General features: G+C 43.1%; 13 protein-coding genes and 1 riboswitch. Of the genes, 8 read left to right on the top strand and 5 right to left on the bottom strand.

What is annotated here, in order from left to right:
- Positions 1–167: 167 nt before the first annotated feature.
- The 3 genes from PSH54_RS09535 to PSH54_RS09525 all read left to right on the top strand — a co-directional run bounded on the left by PSH54_RS09535 (position 168) and on the right by PSH54_RS09525 (position 4,393).
- On the top strand, positions 168–2,051 hold the full coding sequence (locus PSH54_RS09535; RefSeq protein ID WP_138611454.1) for an AMP-binding protein: 1,884 nt from the start codon (positions 168–170) through the stop codon (positions 2,049–2,051).
- A 429-nt stretch (positions 2,052–2,480) separates the two neighbouring features.
- Complete coding sequence (locus tag PSH54_RS09530; protein WP_029772934.1) at positions 2,481–3,338, top strand: MBL fold metallo-hydrolase; 858 nt, start codon at positions 2,481–2,483, stop codon at positions 3,336–3,338.
- Between the two features lie 107 nt (positions 3,339–3,445).
- Entirely contained in the window at positions 3,446–4,393 is a 948-nt protein-coding gene (locus tag PSH54_RS09525; RefSeq protein WP_273606017.1) for an alpha/beta hydrolase, read from the top strand.
- 104 nt (positions 4,394–4,497) lie between these two features.
- Here the strand turns inward: PSH54_RS09525 and PSH54_RS09520 are convergent, their stop codons facing one another.
- The 5 genes from PSH54_RS09520 to PSH54_RS09500 are packed head-to-tail and all read right to left on the bottom strand — an operon-like array spanning position 4,498 to position 12,152.
- Complete coding sequence (locus PSH54_RS09520; RefSeq protein WP_029772932.1) at positions 4,498–5,784, bottom strand: sensor histidine kinase; 1,287 nt, start codon at positions 5,782–5,784, stop codon at positions 4,498–4,500.
- Entirely contained in the window at positions 5,781–6,464 is a 684-nt protein-coding gene (locus PSH54_RS09515; protein WP_273606016.1) for a response regulator transcription factor, read from the bottom strand. The genes PSH54_RS09520 and PSH54_RS09515 overlap by 4 nt, the downstream gene beginning before the upstream one ends.
- A complete protein-coding gene (locus tag PSH54_RS09510) occupies positions 6,464–9,649 on the bottom strand; it encodes an efflux RND transporter permease subunit (RefSeq protein WP_273606015.1) in 3,186 nt (1,061 codons plus the stop codon). Before PSH54_RS09510 ends, PSH54_RS09515 begins: the two co-directional genes overlap by 1 nt.
- Positions 9,649–10,794, bottom strand: coding sequence for an efflux RND transporter periplasmic adaptor subunit (locus PSH54_RS09505; RefSeq protein ID WP_248451231.1), 1,146 nt, complete (start codon positions 10,792–10,794; stop codon positions 9,649–9,651). The genes PSH54_RS09510 and PSH54_RS09505 overlap by 1 nt, the downstream gene beginning before the upstream one ends.
- Positions 10,791–12,152, bottom strand: a complete 1,362-nt coding sequence (locus PSH54_RS09500; RefSeq protein WP_273606014.1) for a TolC family protein — start codon at positions 12,150–12,152, stop codon at positions 10,791–10,793. The genes PSH54_RS09505 and PSH54_RS09500 overlap by 4 nt, the downstream gene beginning before the upstream one ends.
- A 153-nt stretch (positions 12,153–12,305) precedes the next feature.
- Here PSH54_RS09500 and PSH54_RS09495 point away from each other — a divergent pair, with 153 nt between their 5' ends.
- The 5 genes from PSH54_RS09495 (at position 12,306) to PSH54_RS09475 (ending at position 21,182) form a co-directional block, all read left to right on the top strand.
- On the top strand, positions 12,306–12,998 hold the full coding sequence (locus PSH54_RS09495; RefSeq protein WP_273606013.1) for a hypothetical protein: 693 nt from the start codon (positions 12,306–12,308) through the stop codon (positions 12,996–12,998).
- 194 nt (positions 12,999–13,192) lie between these two features.
- Positions 13,193–15,937, top strand: a complete 2,745-nt coding sequence (locus PSH54_RS09490; protein ID WP_273606012.1) for an Ig-like domain-containing protein — start codon at positions 13,193–13,195, stop codon at positions 15,935–15,937.
- Between the two features lie 16 nt (positions 15,938–15,953).
- Positions 15,954–18,632 carry a porin gene (locus PSH54_RS09485; protein ID WP_273606011.1) on the top strand — a complete coding sequence of 893 codons (2,679 nt, stop codon included), beginning with the start codon at positions 15,954–15,956 and terminating at the stop codon, positions 18,630–18,632.
- A complete protein-coding gene (locus tag PSH54_RS09480) occupies positions 18,625–19,692 on the top strand; it encodes a cytochrome-c peroxidase (protein ID WP_273606010.1) in 1,068 nt (355 codons plus the stop codon). Before PSH54_RS09485 ends, PSH54_RS09480 begins: the two co-directional genes overlap by 8 nt.
- A 235-nt stretch (positions 19,693–19,927) precedes the next feature.
- Positions 19,928–20,091, top strand: a riboswitch (guanidine-I (ykkC/yxkD leader).
- Positions 20,092–20,147: 56 nt separating this feature from the next.
- Entirely contained in the window at positions 20,148–21,182 is a 1,035-nt protein-coding gene (locus tag PSH54_RS09475) for a putative urea ABC transporter substrate-binding protein (protein ID WP_054982803.1), read from the top strand.
- Positions 21,183–21,229: the final 47 nt, after the last annotated feature.

Below are 21,229 nucleotides of genomic sequence, written 5' to 3'. Positions count from 1 at the left end.
TTTAATTGCTCGCCATGCTGAGCCACACGCTTTGTATTGTCAATTTTGTATTTTAAAACCCAAAGTGTTGCTTAACTTTTAGCCGACCATAGTCGAATACCTATCGGTTAAAAAAAAGCCTACCTTTTGTAAGGTCTCTCACACACATTTAGTATTAGGAGCCCACTATGTTAGGCCCATATAAACAACAATACGAAAGCTTTAAACAAAACCCAGCACAATTTTGGCTTGAACAAGCAAAGCGCTTACCTTGGTATAAAAAGCCTGAACACGCCTACACACAAGACACTGACGGCCTTTACCATTGGTTTGATGATGGCCAACTAAACACCAGTTTTTTAGCGCTCGACCAACACGTTATTGCCGGTTTTGGCGAGCAAACCGCGCTTATTTACGACTCCCCCGTAACCAATACGCAGCAGAAGTATAGCTACTACCAGCTACAGCAAGAGGTAGCTAAATTTGCCGGTGTAATGCAATCGTTAGGCGTTAGTAAAGGCGACCGCGTTGTTATTTATATGCCCATGATCCCCCAAGCTGTAATAGGCATGCTGGCCTGCGCCCGATTAGGCGCTATACACTCTGTGGTATTTGGTGGTTTTGCAGCGCATGAACTCGCCGTACGTATAGACGATGCAAAACCTAAACTCATACTGAGCGCTTCGTGCGGTGTAGAGGTAGATAGCGTAATAGAATATAAACCGCTGATTGATCACGCCATAGATCTTGCCAATCATAAAATAGATCACTGTGTTATTTACCAGCGCGAACAAGTAGCTGCCACGCTTATCCCCTCAAGAGATATTAACTGGGATGAGGCAATGCAAACAGCCACTGCAGTAGAGCCAGTACCTGTAAGTGGGCGTGATCCTCTTTATATTTTATATACCTCAGGCACCACAGGCACGCCTAAAGGCGTAGTACGTGAAAACGGCGGCCATGGCGTTGCTATGCACTACAGCATGGAAACCGTTTACGGCATGCAGCCCGGCGAGGTGTTTTGGGCTGCCTCAGATATAGGCTGGGTCGTTGGGCACTCCTACATAGTGTATGCCCCGCTAATTTATCGCTGTACAACAGTATTATTTGAAGGCAAACCAGTTCGCACACCTGATGCCAGTGCATTTTGGCGAGTAGTAGAGCAATACCAAGTAAATGCATTATTTACAGCGCCCACTGCGTTTAGAGCCATCAAAAAAGAAGACCCAAATGCAGAGGGCTTTAAGCAGTACAACACCAGTAGTTTAAAACGACTATTTTTAGCGGGAGAGCGGCTCGACCCGCCAACGTACAACTGGCTAAAAGAAAAAACCAACCTGCCAATACTCGATCACTGGTGGCAAACAGAAACCGGCTGGGCCATTGCCTGTAACCCCGTAGGCATAGAAGAATTAGTAACAAAACCAGGTAGCTCTACCGTGCCAACACCTGGGTTTGATGTGCAAATATTGAATATGCAAGGCGGGCAATGCGCACCAAACGAGCAAGGCGTGGTGGCTATAAAATTGCCGCTGCCGCCAGGTTGCTTACCCACCATTTGGCAAAACACAGCGCGCTTTAAAACCGGTTATTTAACTCAGTACCCGGGGTATTATCTTTCCGGCGATGGTGGTTACATAGATGATGATGGTTACCTATTTATAATGGGCCGCACAGACGATGTTATAAACGTAGCAGGCCATAGGCTTTCAACTGGCGAAATGGAAGAAATAGTCGCATCCCACCCTGCCGTTGCAGAGTGCGCGGTGTTTGGGGTTACCGATACACTAAAAGGCCAATTACCGATGGCCATGATCGTACTTAAAAACGATTTTACCGGCTCCCCTACCGATGTAGAGCAAGAGCTTGTGCAAACAGTACGCAACCAAATAGGCGCTATAGCGTGCCTTAAAACGATAGTAAGCGTAGAGCGATTACCAAAAACTCGTTCAGGTAAAATACTACGCAAAAATTTACGTCAACTGGTCGATGGCGACGAACTACAAATTCCTTCAACCATAGACGATGCCGGTATTTTTGAAGAAATAAACCAGCAGCTCACCCTGCGTTAAATCCAACCTAACAAAGCCATTTTATATTTAAAATAAAATGGCTTTTACTTTGACTGAAATTTTATACTCATTAGCACTTTCCTACTTAATGCTAGGGTCTGTTGATCTTTTAAGGTTAAATTTGCAGCTGTCTGTTTGGTATTTAGGCAAGGCAGAGCCTATATAGTGTGGTTGTTCCCCACAAATAGGCGATAACGTAGCATTAATGCCAAACAGGCGCTGCCCAAAGGGTTCTTCCTAGGGGCTATTTACTCTTTGTTGCCTACATGGATGTAGGTAAAGGGCGTGAGCAGGACGCGGAAGCTTTGCTCGGCTTTTACTTAGCCCACTAGGTTACAAACCTCGCGCCGCGATTAAATAGCCCCTAGTTTGAACAAATTTTAATCCGCAAAGGTCAACAGACCCTTAGAACATTAAACAGGATTGTGCATGCTTCGCTTATTACAAACACTACTTGCCACCAGCCTACTATTTACAGGTTTTATGGCGCAAAGTTACGAAATTGAAGATTTAGGCGATGGCCTCCACCGCTTTATTGACGACAGACACCGCTCGGTATTTTTAATCACCCCACAAGGTGCAATAGTTACCGACCCACTTAATAAAAAAGCCGCCACTTGGTTAAAGGAGCAAATTAAAACTCGCTATAACGTACCCGTTAAATACGTTGTATACAGCCATAATCACAGCGACCATATTTACGGCGCAGAGGTATTTAAAAGCCCGCACACAACCTTTGTTGCGCACAAACTTACCGCGCAAGATATTAAAAACACGAAAATAAAAACGGTTATGCCTAACCTTACTTTTGATGATGAACTAATACTTAGCCTTGGCGGCTCAACCTTAAAACTTAACTACCACGGCCCTAACGATGGCCGAGGCTCAGTAAGTATGCTGTTCGAAAAACAAAAAACACTATTTGTGGTCGACTGGATAGTCATTGGCAGAATGCCATGGCAAAAACTGTGGAGCTACGATATTCAAGGTATGATTAATTCAACCCAAGCGGTATTAAATTACGACTTTAATACCTTTGTGGGCGGCCATGCCGATATGGGTAATAAAGCCGATGTAGCACGTTACTTACGCTATATAGAGAAGCTTTACAGCCAAGTAACCGCAGGCGCACTTGCAGGGCAAAGCCTAGAGCAAATAAAACAAAACGTTAAGCTCGATGAATTTTCAGATTTAAAGCAATATAAAGCATGGCTGCCACTTAATATTGAGGGCGTATACGAGCGCCTTATGGAAGAGTCGGGCATGGGCTGGCGCAGCGATTTATAAATTGTATGTGTATGCATTTATAGCTTAAATACAAGTGCATACGTATTCACATTGAATTAACAACGCAAGCTTGTGATAGTGCACTTTTTGTATGCTAAGGCGCCACCATGAAATTAGTTGCTTTACTGTTTAGCTTATCAATATTTGTAGTGCATACCAGCTATGCAAATACGCCCACAGTGCAAGTAAGCAAGGGCCACATTGAGGTGATCGACAATATAGAATCACAGTTTGTAAAAAACCGTTTTTTAAATGTATGGCTACCGCCAGGTTACAACAAAAACACCACCTACGATGTACTTTACATGCACGATGGCCGCATGCTGTTTGACGCCAATAGCACATGGAACAAACAAGAATGGCGCGTAGATGAAGTAGCCGGCTCATTAATAGAGCAAGGCAAAGTACGCCCATTTATTGTGGTAGGCATTCCAAACGCCGTTGAAAACCGCCACAGCGAATACTACCCACAACAACCGTTTGAGGCCTTGAGCAAACAAAAGCAAAATGCCCTATACCAGTTAGAAAAATACCCAGGCCACAAATTATTTGCCTCTAAGGTGTACTCAGACAACTACTCACGCTTTTTAGTTAAAGAAGTTATTCCTTATATAGAGTCTAACTACAACGTAAATAAAGGCGCGCAGCATCGCTATATTGGTGGCTCTAGCATGGGTGGGCTTATATCGTGGTATACACTACTTAATTATCCTAACGAATTTGCAGGCGCTATTTGTATGTCGACCCACTGGCCAGGTATTTTTAGCCACGACGACGAAGTATTTGCCGAGTTTAAAAATTACATTGCCAACAACATCGAAAAGCTGAGTAACCAAAAAGTGTATTTTGATTATGGCGACAGCACTTTAGATGCCATGTATCCTAGGCTACAAGCGCAAATTGATGATTTATTTATGGCGCAACAATACCCAGCAAAGCTATGGCAAAGCCAGTATTTCCCGGGGGAAGATCACACCGAAAACGCGTGGGCAAAACGCTTACACATTCCCCTTGAGTTTATGTTTAGAAAAACCAAGCAAGCTGCCCCCGAATAATCATTTACAAGTATTATCCTATCAGCAATCACAAAAAAGCGGCTTAACGTTTACTACGTTAAGCCGCTTTTTTAATAGACTTTTAAACCTAATTAACCTAATAACTAACTAAAATCAACCACCACTTCATAGCGCCCTGGCATGTCGTTTACATCGTAAACCCAGCCGTGGCGTTTAATTATTTTTTCGCTTAATTGCAAGCCTAGTCCGTACCCTATGCTGGCGTGTTTTGCTGAAGGCGAGCTCGCTTTAGGGGCATCGTCTTGCTTACTACAATTAACAATAGTCACTTTACTGCCTTGCTGCGTAATATGTACTTGGCCAAATTGGGTATGTTGGTAGGCATTACGAATTAAATTAGTCAGTACTATGTGGCACGCAGTAGCATCGGTGGTAATAACGCTCTCTTGCTGGGTGTTTAAAACCACCTCAACGTGCTTAGCATTAAGCAAGTAGTTAAGCTCATTACTCAGGGTCGTTATTTTATCACTAAGGTTTACAGGTTCTGGACTACTTTGCTGATCTTCGTTGCGGCTTAGCCATAATAACGTATCGGTTAAATCGCTCATGGTTAAACCGGCGCGCTCTATACGCTCAAGTGTAAGCTGTTGTTTATCACTTAACGGGGCTTTTTCGCTCAGCCGATTGAGTAACTCAACGTTACTGCGAATAACCGAAATTGGCGTACGCAGCTCGTGGCTGGCATAGCTTAAAAAGCGCTGTTCACGCTCTACGCTTTCATTTGCCGAAAGTAAGCTGCTGCGTATTAATGTGGCTAAAGTGTTTAGTTCGTTATATGTAAAATCGGGCGGTGTTTGCTGCAGATTTGTTTGGTTTAACGATTTAGCCCAACCCCTTAACGACTCCACTGGCTTGGCTATTTTTTTCATTACCATAAACAAAAAAAACGCAAATAATACAATGGCAGCAATGCCTGTAATGGCAATCCATAGCATGCGTTGTTCGGGCTCTATATTAGCGAGCAATTTTGGTTTGTCTTTTTCGAGCATAATGCGCGATATATAACGCGGCTCGCCTTCGGGGTTTGGATAATACACCACAAAAAATAAATTTTGCGGCATAGAAAACATCGATGGCCTGTCTTTTGTTTTATGTAAAAGCCCCACCTCTGTTGGTTTTTTAAAACGCTGCTGAATTGACGCAGGCATGTCTTCCCAGCGACTTGCTATATTAAAACCCACCAGCTCTTTTGTTTCCCCAGGCTTTACTTCTGTGGTTTGCGAAAGCTTTAACATAACTCCGTTTAAGCCTTTATCTAGCCCATCAATAAAGTAATTTACACTTAAAAACGAAAAGCCAATGGCCATAGCAGAGCTAAGCACCACCATACTGGCAAAAAAGTAGAGCCTTAAACTAGGCCTTATTTTCATTGTGGTTGCCCTTCATTTGCTGTTATTGCAAAGCCCACACTAGGAATGGTTTCAAGTGTAACTTGGTGTGTGGTGGCTTCTAATTGCTTACGTAAATGATGCACATGCACTTTTAAACTGTTGCTGTCGGGCTGCTCTTCGCCCCATATAGCTTGCATAATGCTACTGCGCGTAACAGGCTGCGGCGCATGGCGTACTAAGGTTTCTAGCAATTTAAATGCAATGGGCGATAACTTTAATGTTTGCCCCTCTACATCGGCACTGCGCTTTGCTAAATCTAAATTTAAATTAGCTAAAGTGAGGCGTTTTGCCTCACCACTTTTGCGCTTTGCCAGCACTTGTACCCGCGCTACTAGCTCTTTCATGGCGAAGGGTTTTACTAAATAGTCGTCGCTACCGGCGGCAAAGCCCTCAAGTTTATTATCGAGGCTATCGCGTGCGGTCAACATTAATACCGGAATATCTTTACCTTGTTCACGCAATGTTTTGCACATTGTTAAGCCGTCCATTTTGGGCATGTTTACATCTAAAATAATCATTTGATAATCATTAACTTGCAGTAAATTTAAGCCCAAAACGCCGTTGCTTGCATGGTCACACTCAATGTCTTCTATATCAAGGTAATCAACAATTGTTGTTGCCAGGTCTATGTCGTCTTCAACCAGTAGTACGTTTATCATTAAGAGGCAGCTCCTTCGGTGCGTTTACCACTTAAAAAGTCTAACACATTGGCAAGTAAGCGCTTAATGTCTATTTGAATCATTAATAATGCCGGAATAAGGATTAATGTAATAACCGTGGCAAACAAAATACCATAACCAAGTGATGCCGCAGCAGGGATTAAAAACTGTGCCTGCATTGAGGTTTCGCTTAATAACGGCACTAAGCCCGCATAGGTGGTAATTGAGGTAAGCATTACCGCGCGCAGGCGGCTTGTACACGACTCTACAATGGCATCGTGCGTGCTCATGCCTTCATCTTTTACCAGCTCGTTAAAGCGCGATACCAATAATAGGCTGTCGTTTACAACCACCCCACTGAGCGCCAAAATTCCATTTAAAGAAAGTATGCTGATGGTTAAGTCGTTCCACCAATGGCCTAAAATAGCCCCCACAATACCAAAGGGAATCGCCACCATAATCAACATAGGTTGAATGTACGATTTAAGCGGAATCGCCAGCAATACGTAAATAACTAATAACGCGGCTATAAACATAGTGGCCATTGAGCCTGTTGTTTCGTCTTGCTCTTCGGCTTCTCCGGCAAAGTGAATACTTAAGTTAGGAAATTGCGCGTTAAGCTCAGGTACTAAATCGCGGCTTAAGTTAGCAACTAATTCGTTAGATGCCACAATGTTTTTATCTACTTGTGCGCTTAAGTAAATTGCACGTAGGCCATCAATGCGGGTTATTTCATCTTGCTGATATTCGCTACTTATATTGGCTACGTTAACCAAAGGTACTACGGTGCCATCGGGTAACCTAATACGCGATTGCATAATATCGGCTGGCGTTTTACGGGCGTTTTCTGGGTAACGCACACGTACTTTTACTTCGTCTTTATCGCGCTGGTAACGCTGTACAATTGCTCCACCAAAAGCTTGTAAAACCTGCTCTGATAGGCTCGCCGTATCCATACCTAAAGCGCGCCCTTGTGCATTCAAGGTAAATTTAAGCTGTGGCTGACCTGGGTTTAAATTATCATCTATGCCATTAACACCAGCAGTATTTTGTAAGCGCTCTTTAAACAGTGCGCCTGCGGCCATTACGGTTTCGTCATCCCAGGCTTTTAGCTCCACTTTAAAGTTATCGACCATTTTACGTGTAGCCAATACTTGTAGCTTTTTACTGCCCTCTGGCATACCGGCAAGGCGCTGCCATTCTTGTGCAAATTCGCTTGCAGTAAAGTCGCCCTCGTTTAATAGCTCAACACTTACCGTACCGCTAGTATCGCTACTGCTCACTAATTGTAAGCTCGTTATTTCGCTCTCTTGCGAGTCAAACTTATCCATTAAATTTTGCTGGGCTTGTAGTGCACTTTGCTCAAGCGCTAACAAGTTTTTATTAGTTTGCCCATACGCTGCATCGTTTTGCATAACAAGCTCAGCGGTTACGGTATCGCCGGCAATACTTGGGAAAAAACCTACTTTTACTGCACCGGTCATAGGCATACCAACAACCAGAATAAAAAAGGCCACAAATGCAGCAACAATGGCGTATCTAAATCGTAACGAGTATTCAATAACGCGGCGGTACACTTTATCGCTAAACCAAGTTAGACCGCTGTCGGCGCCGTGCTGCACCTTTGACCACAAGCCACTAAGACCCGACTTTAACTGGCGTTTAGTGCTTACGTGGGCTAAATGCGACGGTAAAATAAGTTTTGATTCAACAACCGAAAGCAGTAAACAAATCGTCACTACGGTCGCAAACTGTGAGTAAATTTTACCTAAGTTGCCAGATACATTCGAAAGCGCAACAAACGCCGCTACCGTGGTTAATACCCCAAATATGGTGGGTACAGCCACCTTCATGGTGCCTAAAATCGTGTTATTAAGGGTGTCGCCGTGTTTTTTGCGAGTGGTGTAAATACTCTCCCCCACAACCACGGCATCGTCGACCACGATCCCCAACGCCATAATAAAACCAAAGGTGGTCATTTCATTTATGGTCAGCGCGGTGTAGCTGTCGGTCATAAAGTACAGTGTGCCAAAAAATACAAATGGCAAGCCACCTGCAACCCATAGCGCAACGCGTACATTTAAAAATATCGCTAAAATAACAAACACCATAATAATACCGGTTACGGCATTTTTAGTAAGCAGCGATAGGCGCTCGGTGATCATGGTGCTTTTGTCGTGCCAGCTTTCAAGCTCTACATTTTGCGGTAATAAGCCGCGCTCGTGCCATGTATCAATTACGCTTTGTGCTTGCTCAACTATGGTGGTTATATCGCTATTTTCATCCATTAAAATTTCAATGCCTACGGCATTTTGTTGGTTATAACGACTTAGTGAGTTGGTATCTTCTGCGAATGTGTCGGTAACGGTTGCTACATCACCTAATTTAATTTGTGTGCCTGATTGCGTTGTAAATAACACAATATTGGCAAAGTCGCGCTGCCAGTAAGCTTGGTCTGCCGCTTTTAGGCGCATAATTTTATTGCTATCGCGCAAGCTAGTAGAAAGCGGGCTCGATGATTCGTTGTTAATCACCTCACTTACATCGCTAATAGTTAAACCGTAGGCTTGTAGTTTGCCTTCGTCGATTTCTACCGACATCATAGGGTCAAGCACGCCCGATTGCTCTACATCGCTAATGCCCGATTTAGCTAATAAATCTGCTTTTAGTTTTTCACCTAGGTTTTGCAACGTATGGCGGTCGGCATCACCAAATAATTGTAAGGTTAATGCGTGATCTTGCCTGCGCGCTTTGTCGATCACCGGTTCTTCGGCATCTGCCGGAAAGTTATTTATGGCATCAACTTGGTTTTTAACATCGGTGAGTAGCTCATCAAGCGAGTAATCGGTTTTTTTCTCAATGCTTACATGACTGCCGCTGGCATCGGATGTAGAGGTAATGCGCTTAATACCCGGTACGGTTTCAAGGGCTTCTTCTACTTTTAGGGCGATGCCTTCTTCTGCTTGTAAGGCATCGCCACTGTCGTAAACCACCGATACCGAAATAGTATCTGGCTCAAGGCTTGGAAACGCCTCTTTACGCAAAGTAGAAAGCGACATTATGCCCATTACTATTACGCTAATGAGTAATAAATTGGCGGCCACTGAGTTGTTAGCAAACCAGCTAATAATGCCGTGCAAAGGGTTAGTATTATTAGGTAATTGCGGTGCTTGATGCGGGCTCATTATGGCATCTCCTCAACAATTGGGTTTACTAACATATCGTTTAAGTAGCTTACGAGTGGGCGAGCCACCACACGTAAATTAGTGTGCCCTTCAATAGGAGAGATATAAACGTAATCACCGCGCTCAAATAGTTTTTGCGCTTGAATGCTCATTAACGTGTTTTGATCGTTTACGTACCAAATTAAGCCTTCTTGCGATACTGCTGAGGCGGGTAATTTAATTACGTTGTTAAGCGCTTTACCGGCAATTTGTACCGCTAAAAATGTACCTGGTAACAATGGTGTAGCTTGCTCAAAAGGTTTGTCTAGCGCAACCACTACACTGCGCTGGCGAGAGCTATCGTCAAGATGCTGCTCAAAACGAGCAATGTAACCTTGCCACTGATTCTGTGTTGTTACATCACTTAAAATAACCTCGCCCGACTTATCGCTTGCCAGGTTTTGCCATTGGCTTAATGAAAGCGGTACGCTAATTTCTACTTTGTCGGTGCTGTTTAATGTAGCAAGTGTATCGCCGATGCTTACGTAAGTGCCTAAATCTACATCGCGCGATAAAATAACAGCATCAAACGGCGCACTTATATGGGTGTTTTTTTCATCACGCTGCGCAGTTTGTAGTGCGTATTGGGCGTTATCGGCCGTTGCTTGGGCGGCTTCTAGCTGTAGCGTTCTAAATACTAAAGGTGAGCTTGGCGCTTGTGTTACACCCGAGCGCTGCCATTCGCGCTTTGCTTGGTTTCCTAAGTCTTGCTCTTCTTGTAGGGCAAGTTTGGCATCTGCTAATGTGGCTTTAGCGCTCGCAACTGCTTGTAAGTATTCGGTGTTATCTATTTGTGCAAGCACTTGGCCCTTTTTAACTACATTACCGGTAGCAAATTGCTCGCTCATATTCGTTATTTCGCCCTTAACTTGTGCTTTTAAGCTAAGCGCCCAGTGCGCTTTAGCCTCACCGTGGCCACTAACATAGGCTTGATACGTACTTGGCACAGCGTTAATAACCGATACATTGGGTGCCACAGATTTAGCCGGCTCTGGCTTTGGGCCATTTGCTTGCTGCGCCATTTTTTGGCCGTTATATGAAATAGCAAGCCCTATACAAACAATGGCAACAAGAGTTACAACAACAGGTACTGGCGAAATTTTCATGACGATACTCCAAGGCCCAAGGCAAGGCCTAAATCTATACGGTTAGTTAAAAGGGTGTAATTTATTTGGCTAAGCTGAGCTTGTAGGTCGTACACCTGCTGCTGCACGGTTAGTAAGTCTAAAATATCAACCAAACCTTGCTGGTATTTGCTTTGGTAGTTGCTATAACTGCGCTTAGCACTGGCAAGTGCTTTACTAATTTGTAGCTGCTGCTGTGTTAATGATTGCTCTTGGCCTAGTGCGTTTTCTACTTCGTTTACGGCGCTAAGTAGCGTGTCTTGGTATTCCCAAAACGCCTGTTCGGCATTTAATTTTGCAATATCAACTTGTGCACGAAGTGCCCCGCCTTGAAACAACGGCGCACTTAAACTGCCTAGTAAGTTCCATACTGGGTTGGTTAATAATGCTTGGCTGGGTGTAGTTGCTAAATCGCTAAGCGATGCCGAAAGCGTAATGCTTGGCAGTAAATCTTTGTAAGCTACATCCACTAAATAACGTTTAGATTGAATATTGTAATAGGCACTTTGTAAATCGGGGCGACGCGCTAAATCTTGCTCTGGTAGCGCGCTTAGCGGCTCAATAACCTCAGGTAAAACAGAGGTAGTAGGTAAGTTTTCAAGTTTATCTACACCCACTAATAATACTAAAGCGCGTTTAGCTTGTGCTATTTGCTCTTGGTAATCGGCAATAGTGGCTCGGGTAGAAGCGGTATTTGAACGCGCGGTATCAAGGGCTTCTAAATCACCTAAGCCGTATTGGTAACGCTCAACAATGCTTTGCTCGTTATTTTCTAAAACCGTTAAGCGCTGCTGCTCAATGTTAAGTAAATCTTGCTGCAAAATAATGTTTAAATACGTGCGCATCACGCTGGCTACTAAGGTGTCTTTAGCGCCTTGGTAAGTGGCCAGATTACTGGCTATGGTCATGTCTTGCGCGGCTACGTTATCAGCAATTTTTTGCCATACGTCGGCCTCCCAGCTAACCCCTAGTGATGAGCTGTACTGTGTGCCAGTTGTTTCGTTGCGCTGAGCGTCAAAATCGGCATCTACACTAAACCACTGGCTTGCTGCGGTAACATCGCGCTGCGCATAAGCAAGTTTTAGCGCCACATGCACCTGGTTAAATGAAGGATTATTTGCAACGGCTTGGTTAATAAGCGAATCAAGCCCCGCTATATTCACTAAATCGGTGATATAACTTACCTCGGTTGCATCATCTTGTGTGTATTGCCAATTTGCATGCTGCTTTAGCGATTGCTCGGTGCTATTACCTGTATAGCTTGGCTGGCTACTACACGCAGCAAGCGTGCAGCTAAGTGCAAGCAATAAAACCGTTGAGCGCTTTTTAAAATAAACCATTTAACTGTGCCTAATTTACATCATTACACACAGTTTATTAGGGCAAGGGTTAAGGATGGGTTAAAAGGGGTTAACTTACTTTAGACAAATTAGTATTTGCCTCGTTTAGCCAAATTACGTAGCCTTTGGCAAAAGTACTCACTTAAAACTCATATGCATAAATTAATTTTTACCCTTTTTTTAATACTCCCCACGTTATTGCAGGCTCAAGTAACCTTAAGTGATAAAACCATTATATACAGTGGCCAAATCAACAAACAAAATAACAATACGGCAGCTGAGCTTTTAAAAACTAACCCTACAATTAATACATTTACGATTACCAGCGGCGGCGGAAACATAGATTTAGGGATGGACTTAGCCGAATTAATTTTGGCGCATAAGCTAACGGTAAACATAAAGCAGTTTTGCTTTTCGTCGTGTGCAAATTATGTGTTGCTTGCTGGCCACCCTACTACAATTGAGCCCAATACAATTATTGGCTGGCATGGGGATGCAGCCTCAGCTAAGTGGTTAGATAGTGATATTGATGCCATGGTAAAGCACTTAAAAGAGCCACAAAAAAGCCAAAAGTGGCAGACATTACGCGCCCATTACGATGAGGTAATTGCTAAAGCAAGCTTGCGCGAAAAAGCCTTTTACACAAAGCTAAATGTAAATCACGACCTACTCACAGTAGGGCTAAAACCCGGTTTACGCAGCGCCGCCATAAAGCAACGTGCACGTGGCTGGACGTACTCACCTAAGGTGCTTAACTATTTTGGAATTAGCAATATTAGCTATAATAATTGGCAACCTCGTTCAGTTAAAAACTTTCCGCTGCTTATTATTAGCGACTTAAACTAACAACCATCCTCCTCTTTACTAATCTCATTTTTACTCACAATAAAGCCCTGTTAATAGCAGGGTTTTGTGTTTTAGCTGCCTTATAAGTACTTTGTGGATACTCACTATTAATATGACAAATACTTTACACACTTTAAAATCTAATTGATATGCGTTATCATTCGCAACATCATTAACTTTTAATATTAACAATAATGAACAAGCTAATTAAATTTACCCCAATATTATGCGCGCTTGCGTTGGCAGGTTGTGGCGGGGGCTCTGGTAATGCTGCTCCACAGTTTTCTCAACCTAATTTAAGTTTTACTGTAAACGAAGACACCACTTTTTTAGGCCAAGTAACAGCCACCGACGATGACGCCTTAAGCTATACGCTTGCCAATGCACCAAGCAATGGCATCATAGCAGTTGAAGCAAACGGTGAATTTACCTACACACCATTTAGTAATTATTTTGGAGAAGACACAGCAACCATTAGCGCAAGCGATGGCAGCTTAACGGCAAATGTAGTGATACGTTTTAGCGTAGAAAATGTTAATGATGCCCCGCAGGTACTAACTACTAATGTATTTGTTACCTCTTCAACCACCACTCAAGGGGTTATTACTACACAAGACTTAGATGGCGACACCGTAACTATTAGCTTAATAACACCACCGAGTAATGGCGTAATGAGCATAAATAGCACCACGGGTGAATTTACCTATGAGGCTCAATCTCTAAGCAGCATTGATGAGCAATTTGAAATTAGCTACACAGATGGCCTAATTAGCGAGCCGTTAACTGCAATTATTTCACTAAGCCCTTCTTATGTAACTAACGAAGATAAACTTAATTATTATTACAGTTCTAGTCTGTCGCACTTAAAACAAGCCGACGAGTTGAGCGCAAATATTGCCGATGAACTTTCTCGATATGAGGTATACGCAACCCAAGCTGCGGCCTATGCACGTGCAGGATTTTTAGATACTGCTAACGACTATTTAGCGCTTATAAACGAGCAAACAGCGCGTTCTTCGGCACTAAAAGATGTGGCACAAGCACTAGACGAAATAGGCCAAACAGAACAAGCAAACGATTACCGTGACCAAGCGGTGGCGGCCTACAACCAATACTTAGCTGATAAAGGCTTTGATAACATTGCCTCATCAGACGCATCAGCCCTTTATTCTTTAGTAAAAAGCTATTTAGCTGCTGATCAAGTTTCGCAAGCAAGTAATTTGTTAAATACAATTTCATTATACGCAGAGCAAGTACGCGAAGACGAATACACCTCAAGCTATGGCTACTTTTTAAATGGCGTACGCTTATCAATAGATGACGCCCTACAAAGCTATGCGCAAAGCCTAGATGAAAGCGATTTAACGCAAGCCAAATTGCTTGCTAATAACTACGCGCAACTTGCAGTAAAAACAGGTTACAGGCTAGTACGTAGCGGCGAATACGAAGGCCAACCATACGAGCAATACAAAACGCTACATGGTGCATGGGCTGCGCAATACCTTTATAGAGCTGGTGAATTTGAAGCGGCAAAAGACTATACTAACCAAGTACTTGCCATGTATGGTTCAACGGGTTTTGATAGTAACTACGCATACTCTGCATCGCCTTATAGCGCCGCTACTTTGGATAACTATACTTATCCTATTCAATTTTTAGCAGGCTTAATTGAAGGCCTTTACCAAAGCGACGAAAACCCAGCAATAACGCTATCAGACAGCGAAACCGATATAAACAACGCGCAAGAGCAAGTGTATGGTTTTAATATAGCTAATCGCCTGCTTGGTGGTGAAGATATAACGAGTGCCGCAGCTCAAGCTCGCAGCTTTTTTACAGAAAATGGTGATTACAACGAATTTTTTAGAGCGCTAACATCGCTTGATAACGTCCCTGGCACAGGCCTAATTTTAAGTGAAGCCGGCAGAAACGACCTAGCACAGCAAGTATTTACCTATGCTGGCGACTTTATAGCCTCGGATGACTACATAAGCAAAGAATCCTCAACCACGCTTTTAACCGGTTCCAAGGGCTGTAAATTGTTAGTTGATTTAACTGCCCAAGTCGGTGGCGGTACAGCAAATGCCGCTAATAAATGCTTAACCATGCTTAATACGCTCAATGCAGGCGATATACGTACGCTAAGTAATACCTCATCAATTACAGCTCATAATCAAGTAATAGTATCGCTTATTAAAGGCGGCTTATCGGAGCAAGTAGCTGGTGTACACAATCAACTACTTAGCTACATTGCCCTAGATGAAGATACCGAAGACAGGTTTGAAGCCCGCTTAGAAACCTTAGGTTACTTAGTTAATGCAAACCAAACATCACTGGCAAGTACCACTTTAAATGATGCTATTACTGAAATAACCCCTGAGCTAAATGCATTAACAAGCGATCAGCTAGAAACTATTTTAGCCGCTGTTAAAGCCGAAGTAATTGGCTTAGAAGAAGCTCAAACAGGTGAATTTGAACGTTATTCTATGCTTTCAAGTATGGGCACTAACGCGGCGAATATTAGCGATTTTTCAGCAAACTATAGCAATGCAAAAACACAAGCTAGCACGCTTTTAAATACGCTTGAGCCTCTTATTTTAAACTTTGCCGATACAATTATTGCCGACAACATGGAAGATTTAGTAAACAGTTTTACGCTAATTAACGATACCACTAAAGCACAAAGCTTAATAAATAATGGCGTTAATGGCGAAGCCGATCAGCTTGAGCTTTACATAGGCATGACCAACTTAGTCGCCTCTCGTGATGACTTTAAAGGCATAGCTATTGCCAGCGTAGATACTGACCACGACGGCTTACCTAACTTCTTTTTACCTAACACCAGCGATGAAGATATAGCCTTAGCTGGATTAATTGCCGACCAAGACGCCGATAACGATGGCGTAATTGATAGCGAAGACACTACCCCACTAGGTATTTAACTAAGAGCCGTAATAAATGCAGACACCGACTACCCTCGCGTGTCTGCTTTTGCTTTCTCAGGGTGTATACGCCGCAGAGCAGCAACAGCAGACCGAACCAAAAACACAGCCATGTAACGGCCTTAAAAATGAGCAAAAAGAGCGTTGTGAAGCACTTGAGCACATTGAAGTAAAAGGCCAGTACATAGGCATAGAAGTACCCGAAGTTATTGGGCGTTCTTACTTAAATCGTGACTTTATAAATGCCACACCTAAAGGCAACGGCGATATAAACGAGCTTATTGCATTGCTCCCTGGTGTACAGCTAAGCAACGAGGCTTACTCTATTGGTAGTTTGGCAGAAATCAGCGCACCAGAAATATCAATCTCAGGCGCGCAGCCATGGCAAACTGGCTTTTCATTAGATGGACTAAACTACAATAACCGCATAGATCCGGGTAGCAGCAGCCGCTTAAGCTCTTCATCAAACGATGTATCGGGCGGCGTGCAAAGCATGAATGTAAACTCCGATGTAGTTGAATCAATCACAGTGTACGACCATAACATTCCAGCTGAGTTTGGTGGTTTTTCGGGTGGTATTGTTGATAGTAAAACCAAAAGCGTATTTACCAATGACAGTTTTAGCTTTGGTGTGCGGGGTAATCAAAGTAGCTGGGGGAGTTATCATTATATAGAAGCCGATCAAGACAGCTCTCAGCAAAATGTTGATCAAAGCACACTTGAAACGCCTAAGTATGAAAAAATCAGCTATAACCTGCGTGCTAATAAACAAATTAATAAGCGCCATGGCGTAATGATGAGTGTTAGTTACTTAACCAGCGACATCAGCGATTTGTCGTTAGGGGAAGTCAAAACGCAAAGCCGTAAAAACATAAATGCCATTGTTAAATATGGTTATCGCAATGGCTGGGTAGACGCATTAGATTTAACTCTAATGTATTCACCTTACGAAGTAGATGACTTTATAACCGACGCCAAAGACAGCGACTTCCATTTAGAAGGCGGCGCCGTAGGCGCGGTCGCATCACTTACCCAGCACTTTGATTTTGCAACCTGGCGCAGCAACCTTAATTTTAGTATGAGTGATAGCAGCCGAGAAGGCCCAGCGCACTTTTATAACTGGCTGCAAGCTAAAGGCAAAGATTGGGGACAATATGCCGACCAAGGCGATGCGCAAACACGCTACTCTCGCCAAGGAGGCTATGGCGCTTTAGATAACACCCAATACACCACCAGCTGGAAAAACACGCTAAATTTCAATTCATTTGAATTTGCAGGAACTGAGCATAATATTAAGGCTGGTATAGAGCTTATTCGCCAAGAAGTAGAGCGCGAACGCACACAAAATAGCTACAACTACGACTCCCCTATTATATGGTCTAGCGCTAATACACCACTTAATTGCAGTGGTTACACGCTTGACTGCCAAGCGCTTGAAACCACTATATCTATTGACGAACTTGCAGCGCAGTTAGGGGGCGAAATTGATTTTAACAACCAAGATCACATAACAGCGTACAGCAACAATGTAACAGCCACCGCACAGTATTTTAATGGCCGCTTAGTAACCCCAGCAGAGTATATAAATGTAGCGTTAAATCGCGCCTCGTTTTATGCAACAGATAGCATTACCTTAGGGCAATTAAGCTTAAATTTAGGTATGCGCTACGAATACGATGACTTTTTAGCTAATCATAATATTGCGCCACGTCTATCCCTTGGTTACGATGTATTTAACAACAACCGCACTATTATTAGCGCAGGGATTAACCGCTATTACGATTCAGCCATTATTGGTTATAAAGTAAAAGAGCAGCAGCGTTTTTCATACCGAGAGTACCGCCCAATTGAAAACGGCTACCTTCAAGGGTGGCTGCCGTCTAACTATACCGGCGCGTTTAAATACCGCTTTGATGATGTAAATACCCCTTACGATGACGAACTCGCATTAGGCATTGCGCATTCATTTGAAAAAGCAGGCAATATATCGCTCAAATATGTAAAACGTAAAAAGCATCAGCAATTTTCTCAGGTTACCGATGAAGAAGCAGCTAGTGATGGCTATAAATACATTTATATGACTAACGAGGGTGATGGCAGCTCAGAGCGCTACTCTATCTCGTGGAGTGCACAGTTTGGTAAACACTCTTTATGGGCCAATGCCTCCTACGCTGAAAACAAAGTTTCAAACGACGAATACAGCGCTAGTGCAGAAAATACCCCCCTTGATGAACTCGTTTATTATCTCAATGCACAAGGCGAAGGCGAGCTTGTAACGCTTGGGCAGCTAGAGCAAATACGCACCAACTTTGGCACCCCAGTGTCAGGTGCGCTTGGCTGGAATGTTGATTGGAACAGCTCATTTAGTACAGGCTTAAATGTTACCTACAGTGACAGCTACACCAGCGCGGTAAGTACCGGGGCTAGCGAAAGTATTGGGCTTGAGCAAAGCTGTACAAGTTGCCCTGTAGAATCAAGCTTAGTTGATGTATACGAAGAGCAAGAAATACGCGCCAGAACCATGCTAGGGCTCAGTTTACGCTATAGCCATAACCTCACAAAAACCCAATCTATTGACATAAGAGCGGATATTTCTAATTTATTAAATGCCCGCACTTACACAGTAAACGAAGGAGCATCAGGTATTGAGCCCGGGCGTATGTTTTGGGTAGGAGTTAGCTATAACTATGATTAGGTTATTAAGCATTTTTTTACTGTGCTCATTTAGCTTAAACGCCAAATCAACAAGTAGTATCGATTTACGCTCACTTTATAGTAAAGGCCAAGCTCATTGGCCTGCTATTCAAACCAGTGACGGAAGAAGCGTTGAGCCCATGTCGCTTTTGCCTGTAGCATCGCCTAAACCGGAGCATGTTGCACTAGGCGATAAGCTTTTTCATGATGTGCAGCTTTCACGTAATAATACCGTTAGCTGCGCTACCTGCCATGAACGCGACAAAGGCTTTCATGATGGCCGTACAACTGCCATAGGCATTGACGAGCAAGTAGGCACGCGTAACACCCCCGCTATTTTTGGTATTGATCAATGGCAACATTTTTTTTGGGATGGACGCGCAAGCACCGCTGAGCAGCAAGCACTTATGCCAATAGAAAACCCGATTGAAATGGACTTAGATCCAAAAATAGCCTTAGCCCGAGTAAATAAAGATAAGAGTTACCGTGCATTTAATCAAAGCGCTTTTAATAGCAGCACGTTAACCACCGAGCAAATGGCAAAAGCCTTAGTTGCGTTTGAGCGCACATTAGCAGCGCCAAATAGCCGCTATAAAACTTTTTTAACGCAGCTTAATAAAAATCCACAACAAGCAGTTAGTAGCCTAAGTGATAGTGAGTTAAATGGCCTGCACCTATTTAGAACTAAAGCTAAATGCATGACTTGCCATAACGGCGCACTACTCAGTGACAACCAATTCCATGGCACAGGGCTGCATTATTACGGCCGCCGTTTTGAAGATAAAGGCCGCTACGATGCCACCCACAACCCTGAGCATATTGGCCAATTTAGAACCCCATCGCTATTAGGGTTAATGCAAACATTTCCGTGGATGCATAACGGCTTATTTGACGATTTAGCCGGCATTGTCGCCTTATATAACCATGGTGGAGTAAGGCCCAAACCACGAAAAAATCAACTAAACGACCCACACTTCCCTAAAACTACCGACCTGCTTATAAAGCTTAATTTAACTAAGCAAGAACAAGCAGACCTAGGGGCATTTTTACGCATATTATAACAAGCACTGCTGAGTAAATTTATTCAGCAGTGCCATTGCACCAATATATTTCAATGCACTTAAATATCGCACCAAATTAAAACATTCCACATCGCTTTTATAATTTAAAAAAACACAAAAATAAATTTAGTGCTTTAATTTCATAAACTTAAACCAACACTTAAATATTGGCTAGCTTCATGCTTATTAAAAAGCGTAGGGGTTCAAGGATTTTTGAACCAGCACAATTTAATGCTAAACAGGCGACTAGGGTTCCGGTTCATGTGTACTTAACGAAGTAAAATGAACGACTGGTCCGAGAGTTGCCAACCTAGCTATATAACAAGTAATCACCAAGGGTGTTTAGTTTTTATATTTGCGTATGCAAGGGTTACACGGCGGGACAAAAGCCCGGGAGGTTCAATTAGCTTGGAACTCCTGCGCCCAAAAACCGTGTAAAACTTGGAGAATACGAAATGAAAACGATAAAAACACTTACGTTAGTCCTCGCTTTAATCTGCAGTTCAAATGCGCTCGCTAAAGATAAATTTTCTGTTTGTTGGTCAATCTATGTAGGCTGGATGCCATGGGAATATGGCGACAGCTCAGGCATAGTAAAAAAATGGGCCGATAAATACGATATTGAAATTGATGTAGTACAAATTAACGATTACATCGAATCGATTAACCAATATACCTCAGGCCAGTTTGATGCATGCACCATGACCAACATGGATGCGTTAACAATTCCGGCAGCTAGCTTTGTAGATAGTACCGCGCTTATAGTTGGCGACTTTTCAAATGGTAACGACGGTATCGTTTTGAAAGATAAAACCGATTTAAAACAAATTAAAGGCCAAACAATTAACCTCGTTGAGCTAAGCGTATCTCATTATTTATTAGCACGCGGTTTAGACTCGATTGGCTTAACAGAGCGTGACGTAAATGTAGTTAATACCTCAGATGCCGACTTAGTCGCCGCTTATACAACTGAAGATGTAACTTCTGTTGTTACATGGAACCCACTACTTTCTGAAATAGAAAAACAGCCTAGTGCTAGCAAAGTATTCGACTCATCAAACATCCCTGGCGAAATCATCGACCTTTTAGTAGTAAACACTCAAACCTTAAAAGAAAACCCAAAACTAGGTAAAGCCTTAGTAGGCGCATGGTACGAGATCATGGAAAAAATGAGTGCTGATCAAAATGCGCTTTCACACATGGCCCAAGCATCAGGTACTGATTTAGCCGGCTATCAAGCTCAACTTGCCAGCACCAAAATGTTTTATAAAGCCAAAGAAGCGGTGGAATTTACGCAAAGCCCTCACCTTGGCAAAACCATGAAATACGTTGCTGAGTTTTCATTTAAGCATGGCCTATTAGGAGATGGCGCACCTGACGCTGGCTTTATAGGCATTGAAACTCCAAGCGGCGTAGTAGGTAACCCGCAAAATATAAAGCTGCGTTTTGACCCTAGCTTTATGGAAATGGCCGTTAACAACAGCTTATAAAGCGAACCCACTATGAAAAAATTAATGAACTTAGCACCCTCGCGGTC

The sequence above is a fragment of the Pseudoalteromonas sp. Angola-30 genome, assembly GCF_028599215.1.
Classification (GTDB): domain Bacteria; phylum Pseudomonadota; class Gammaproteobacteria; order Enterobacterales; family Alteromonadaceae; genus Pseudoalteromonas; species Pseudoalteromonas atlantica.
This window is presented reverse-complemented; position numbering and strand designations above follow the sequence as displayed.